The sequence below is a fragment of the Stenotrophomonas sp. P5_B8 genome, from assembly GCF_054049855.1.
This window is the reverse complement of the sequence record NZ_JBFULO010000267.1, coordinates 1-5,227: the sequence shown is the minus strand read 5'-3', so window position 1 is coordinate 5,227 and position 5,227 is coordinate 1. Positions and strand designations below refer to the sequence as shown.

The following is a 5,227-nucleotide window of genomic DNA, read 5'->3' as shown; positions in this document are numbered from 1 at the left end:
GCGCAATGCCCACCCAGCCGATCGGGCGCAGCCGGTTGCCGAACAGCACGCGCCCGCAGATCGCCGTGCCGATCACCCCGACCGCACCCCACATCGCATAGGCGGTGGCCAGGTCCATCGTCTTCAGCGCCTGGCCGAGCAGCGCGAAGGCGATCCACACCAGCAAGATCGCAGCGACACCCCACGCCGGCTTACGGAAGCCATCGGACTTGGCGACCATCATGTTGGCGGCGATGTCGATCACTGCCGAGCACAGCACGAAAAGAAAGGCGGTGAGGTTCATGGCGTGTGTGCTTCGCCCAGGGTGACGCAGACGATACCCGCGGCGGCCATCAGCAGGCCGACCATCTGCTGCACCGAGAGGCTCTCCTTGAACACGACGATGCCGACCAGCGTCAACAGGGTCAGGCCAAGGCCTTCCCAGACCGCATAAGCCACCCCGACCGCGATGCCGCGCACCGACAGCGCCAGGAAGTAGTACGAAATGGCCAGCGCCACGGCCATCACCGCATAGCCGAGGTAACCGCCATGGCGCGCCGCGTCGGCCATGAACGAGGTGCCGACCACTTCGGCGACGACCGCGAGGGTCAGGCAGGCCCAGGCGATCAGACCGCCACGGGCACGGGGTTGCGAATGCACGTGTGTGTGCATGGAAAGCTCCTTGATGTTGGGCCGGCGCGCACCGACGAAGGGCCGGGTACCGGGGCATCTGCCAGGGTGGCGGATACGCGTGCGTCGGTGGCGCGCCTGCAGGCACCGGCCGTGGATGGGCTGGTGGGTGCCGACCGTTGCCCGGTACAAACGGTCAGGCAATGGCGGCCCAATGACGCGATCAGTATCATCGTCAATTCCATCAGTCCAAAGATGGAATCCATCGATACAGGCGATACGTCCATGCGCTACAGCCCGGAATCCCTACGCGCGTTCGTCGAAGCCGCCGCCCTGGGCTCGTTCTCAGCCGCTGCGCGGCGCCTCAAGAAGACCCAGTCCACCATCAGCACCGGCATCGCCACGCTGGAGGCCGACCTCGGCCTGACCCTGTTCGACCGCACCAGTCGCTACCCGCAGCTGACCGAGGATGGCCGCAAGGTGCTCGGCCACGTGCAGGAGATCCTCGCCGCCGCCGAGCGCCTGGAGCACCTCAGCATCCGCCTGGGCGACGCGGTCGAGCCACGCCTTACCCTGGTGTTCTCCGACATCTATCAGCTCAACCCCGACCAGCACCTGCTGCGCCGGTTCGAGCAGCGCTTCCCGGACATCGAGCTGGAGTGGCTGGATGCCGAAGGCGACGACGTCCTCGACGTGGTGGAACGTGGCCGCGCCCAGCTCGGGCTGGTACCGCAGCAGGCGCAGTATCCATCCGCGCTGGCGGTGCGGTCGCTGCCACTGCGCGCGGAAATGGCGGTATTCGTGGCGCGCGACCATCCGCTGACCCGGATCGCCACGCCGGACGAATCGCATCTGGCCGGGCATCGCCAGATCTGCCTGAGCGGCGATGCGCGGTGCAGTGGCCACGCACGTGGGCGCATCTGGGCGGCCTCGGACTACCTGATGGTGCTGGAAATGGCCGAAGACTGCTTCGGCTGGGCCGAGCTGCCGCGCGACCTGGTCAGCCGCTATGGCCGCGACCAACTGGTGGAACTGCCCCTGCCGGGCTGGCCGCGCCTGATCGGTGCCGATGCGGTGTGGTCGCGCGATACCCCGCTCGGCCCGGCGGCGCTGTGGCTGCTGGATCAGTTTCTGCTGCCGACGTRAAGGATGATGCCTCCATCAATCGAGGCATCCGGCAGCCTCGCTGACCATCGCCGGAGGCAGCAGGGGGCGTCGGGACGCGTCGCCTGTTGCAGGCCCCAAGCCTGCCTCAGCGATGCGCCAACGCGTAGTCGATTGCCGCGCACACCGCCGCCACCTGCGCGTCGTTGCACTGCTGCGGGGTGGCACGCGGACTGTCCGGGTAGACCTCGGTGGTGGTGGTGTATGTCGCGCCGGTGATGCTGGCGCACAGGCCGAGCCTCTTCAGCGGGTACTCGATCACGCCGGGGGCGACCACCGGCGAGCCGATGATTTCGTTGCGGTCGTCGGCCGGGGCGATGTGGGTCACCTGCTCCACCGCCGCGTTGACCGCGGTCTGGAACGCGGGCTGCGGGTTTTCGCTGTCGTCCACCAGATAGAAGCCATCCGGGATCAGGCCCGGCTCGAACGGCTTGCCGTCGCGCGCGGCCAGCGCCGGGCGGAACTCGCTTTCGTCGCTGTCGGTGGTTTCGTGCAGGTCGATGTGCATGAGCATGCCGTCACGCAACGGTTCGACCAGCGCCATCAGTGCGGCCGATTCGGCCGCCGGGCTGTTGGCCACGAACGCGCGGTTGGGATCGATCGCATCGGCGTTCCAGCGCTGGACGCGCTCATACCCCCATGGGCTCACGCAGGGCACGACCAGCACATTGACGCGGCCGGCATAGTCCTTGGCGCGGGTGGCCAGGAACTGCAGCGCGCCCTGCACGCCGCTGGTTTCGTAGCCGTGCACGCCACCGGTGACCAGCACGCTGGGCAACTGCGGGTTCCAATCGCGGCTGCGCACCGCAAACAGCGGGTACTGGTGCGGCGGGTACTCCAGCGTGCCGTACTGGGTGACGTCGAAGTCCCTACGCAGGGCCTCCAGCAGCGGCAGCACGTCATCGGCGTACACACGCTGCGGCACCTGGCGGGCGCGCCATTGCGCCTTTTCATCGGCGCCCCAAGGCTGGCCGGGGGTGCCGATGGGATAGAACGGGGCGTCGGTCATGGCGTGCTCGTCTGTACTGCGGTTCGGGCCGGTCATTTTACGCCACGCCGATCCAGCGCTTCATCGACCGGGACATGGCCCTGGGTGAGTTCGATGATGCGATGACGCAGCGCCGGATGCTCCACCAACCCGACCAGGGTGGCAGCGACGTCCTCGCGCGGTACGTCGCCATAGGCGATGGCCGGGCCGAGGGTCACCCGCCCCGTGCCGGGCGCGTCGCTGAGCGTGCCGGGGCGCAGGATCACCCAGTCCAGGTCGCTGGCGGCCAGATAGACATCGGCGCGCTTCTTGACCGTCATGTAATTCTCGAAGCCCTCGCCCAGTGCCTCGCCGCGCCCGGCTTCGGGGAATGCGGACACCAGCAGGAAGCGTTTCACGTTGGCCTGCTGCGCGGCCTGCACGGCCAGCTCCAGCCCACGGCCGTCGATGGCATTGGTCACCTCCATGCCCGCGCCACCCGCGCCGGCAGTGAACACCACCACCTCGCTCCCGCGCATCTGCGTGGCCAGCGTGGCGGCGTCGATCCCGGTCAGGTCGCCCTGCACCGGCACGCCGCCCAGTGCGGTCAGTTCCGCCGCCTGCTCGGCGCGGCGATGCATGGCCAGCGGCTGATGGCCACGGGCGGCCAATTGTTCGACCAGATGGCGGCCGACCTTGCCGGCGGCACCTACGATGAAGACCTTGGTCAACGGCGTGCTCCTGTCATGTATCGAGATGGACAGGGTAGCGACCGGCGCGTGACCGACCCGTGCGGCGGCGGTCCGCGCGTAGTACGCCTGCCCCTGTCAGCCGCCGGCGTACTGCGCCTCGCTGACCTGCTCCATCCAGGTCACCGGCGAGCCGTCCACGGCCTCGGCGATGGCGATATGGGTCATCGCCACGTCGGCCTTGGCCCCATGCCAGTGCTTGACCCCCGGTGCGATCCAAACGATGTCGCCCGGGCGGATCTCCTGCACCGGCTTGCCCCACTCCTGCACGCTGCCCACGCCTGCGGTGACGATCAGGGTCTGGCCGAGCGGATGGGTATGCCAGGCGGTCCGCGCGCCGGGCTCGAAGGTGACCGTGGCACCACCCACGCGCGCCGGTGCGGGCCGCTGGAACGGGGCATCGATGCGCACCGTGCCGGTGAAGTAGTCGGCCGGGCCGGCGGCCGAGGCGGTGCTGCCGGCGCGGGCGATCTGGATCGGGGCCTGCGCGTCGGGCGTGGCGACGGCGGCCATCGACAACAGGGCGGTACTCAACAGGTCCATGGAAGTCTCCTCAGGACGGGAAGCGGATCCGCTGCGCGGGTGTTCGCACGGCGGCGGCAGGAGGTGCCACTTTAGCCCCGCAACGGCCAGGGACTTCCCCGCGCAGCTGGCATGCTGTCATGAGGCCTCCTCATCAATTCGCCAGCAGTGACGCCTTGCGTTCACCAGTGGTGCGCGCCCATCATGACCGCACGTGAATCGCACGCCCGCCGGAGCGCCTGCATGGCCCGAGAGAACTTCAACGACCTGCAGGTATTTCTCACCGTCGCGCGCGAGCGCAGCTTCACCCGCGCGGCCGCCCAGCTCGGGGTGTCCCAGTCTGCGCTGAGCCACACCATGCGCGGCCTGGAAGAACGTCTCGGCGTGCGCCTCCTGACCCGCACCACGCGCAGCGTGTCGATGACCGAAGCTGGCGAGCGCCTGTACGACACGGTCGCGCCCCGCATGCAGGAGATCGAGGCCGAGCTGGTGGCGATCACCGATTACCGCGACCACCCCGCCGGCACCATCCGCATCACCACCGCCGAACACGCCGCCAACAGCATCGTGTGGCCGCGGCTGAGCGCGGTGCTGCCCAACTACCCGGACCTGCGGGTCGAACTCACGGTCGATTACGGCCTGGCCGACATCGTGGCCCAGCGCTACGACATCGGCATCCGCCTGGGCGGGCGCGTAGCCAAGGACATGATCGCCGTGCCGATCAGCGGGCCGCAGCGGATGGCGATCGTGGCCAGCCCGACCTACTTCGCCGGTCATGTGGCGCCACGGACACCGGACGATCTGGGCGCGCACGACTGCATCGGCCTGCGCCTGCCCACCCACGGCGGGCTGATGGTGTGGGACCTGCAGAAGGATGGCCAGGAGGTCAACGTGCGCGTGGCCGGCCAATGGACCTTCAACGGCAGCAGCGCGATGCTGCGCGCCACGTTGGCGGGCGCGGGGCTGGCCTACCTGCCCGAGGACATGGTGCTGGAGCACGTGCGCGCCGGCCGCCTGCTGCGGGTGATGGAGGACTGGTGCGATGTGTTCGACGGGTATTACGCCTATTACCCCAGCCGCCGGCAGTCCTCCAGCGCGATGCGCGTGGTGATCCAGGCGCTGCGCGCCAACCCGTAGAGCCGACCGTTGGTCGGCTGCCACGTAGAGCCGACCGTTGGTCGGCTGCTCTCCGTCGGGTTCCGTGACGGTGTGACAG

The 5,227-nt window shown here is 68.8% G+C and carries 7 protein-coding genes; 2 read left to right on the top strand and 5 right to left on the bottom strand.

Annotated features, from left to right (window positions below; all coding sequences use genetic code 11):
* Together ACXJKH_RS14035 and ACXJKH_RS14030 are read right to left on the bottom strand one after the other, a co-directional pair.
* On the bottom strand, positions 1–283 hold a 283-nt coding region (locus tag ACXJKH_RS14035), incomplete at its 3' end, for an SMR family transporter (RefSeq protein ID WP_457320141.1).
* Positions 280–651, bottom strand: coding sequence for a DMT family transporter (locus ACXJKH_RS14030; protein WP_457320139.1), 372 nt, complete (start codon positions 649–651; stop codon positions 280–282). The genes ACXJKH_RS14030 and ACXJKH_RS14035, both read right to left, overlap by 4 nt.
* On the opposite strand from ACXJKH_RS14030, the gene ACXJKH_RS14025 reads away from it, so the two are divergent.
* Positions 634–1,755, top strand: coding sequence for a LysR family transcriptional regulator (locus tag ACXJKH_RS14025; protein WP_457320143.1), 1,122 nt, complete (start codon positions 634–636; stop codon positions 1,753–1,755). The two genes, ACXJKH_RS14030 and ACXJKH_RS14025, sit on opposite strands and share 18 nt — an antisense overlap.
* 106 nt (positions 1,756–1,861) lie before the next feature.
* Here ACXJKH_RS14025 and ACXJKH_RS14020 read toward each other — a convergent pair whose 3' ends face one another.
* From ACXJKH_RS14020 to ACXJKH_RS14010, 3 genes are all read right to left on the bottom strand, one after another.
* Complete coding sequence (locus ACXJKH_RS14020; RefSeq protein WP_457320137.1) at positions 1,862–2,782, bottom strand: M14 family metallopeptidase; 921 nt, start codon at positions 2,780–2,782, stop codon at positions 1,862–1,864.
* Between the two features lie 32 nt (positions 2,783–2,814).
* The gene (locus tag ACXJKH_RS14015) at positions 2,815–3,471 is read right to left on the bottom strand and encodes an SDR family oxidoreductase (protein WP_457320135.1); all 657 of its coding nucleotides are present in this window, start codon (positions 3,469–3,471) and stop codon (positions 2,815–2,817) included.
* A 96-nt stretch (positions 3,472–3,567) separates the two neighbouring features.
* Positions 3,568–4,032 (bottom strand): (R)-mandelonitrile lyase, encoded by a 465-nt coding sequence (locus tag ACXJKH_RS14010; RefSeq protein ID WP_457320133.1) that lies wholly within the window; start codon positions 4,030–4,032, stop codon positions 3,568–3,570.
* Positions 4,033–4,254: 222 nt separating this feature from the next.
* Here ACXJKH_RS14010 and ACXJKH_RS14005 point away from each other — a divergent pair, with 222 nt between their 5' ends.
* Positions 4,255–5,148 carry a LysR family transcriptional regulator gene (locus ACXJKH_RS14005; RefSeq protein ID WP_457320131.1) on the top strand — a complete coding sequence of 298 codons (894 nt, stop codon included), beginning with the start codon at positions 4,255–4,257 and terminating at the stop codon, positions 5,146–5,148.
* Positions 5,149–5,227 lie beyond the last annotated feature (79 nt).

Coding starts and splice junctions, on each gene's coding strand:
- ACXJKH_RS14005 (WP_457320131.1), top strand. CDS start 4,255: ATGGCCCGAGAGAACTTCAACGACCTGCAGGTATTTCTCACCGTCGCG.
- ACXJKH_RS14020 (WP_457320137.1), bottom strand. CDS start 2,782: ATGACCGACGCCCCGTTCTATCCCATCGGCACCCCCGGCCAGCCTTGG.
- ACXJKH_RS14010 (WP_457320133.1), bottom strand. CDS start 4,032: ATGGACCTGTTGAGTACCGCCCTGTTGTCGATGGCCGCCGTCGCCACG.
- ACXJKH_RS14030 (WP_457320139.1), bottom strand. CDS start 651: ATGCACACACACGTGCATTCGCAACCCCGTGCCCGTGGCGGTCTGATC.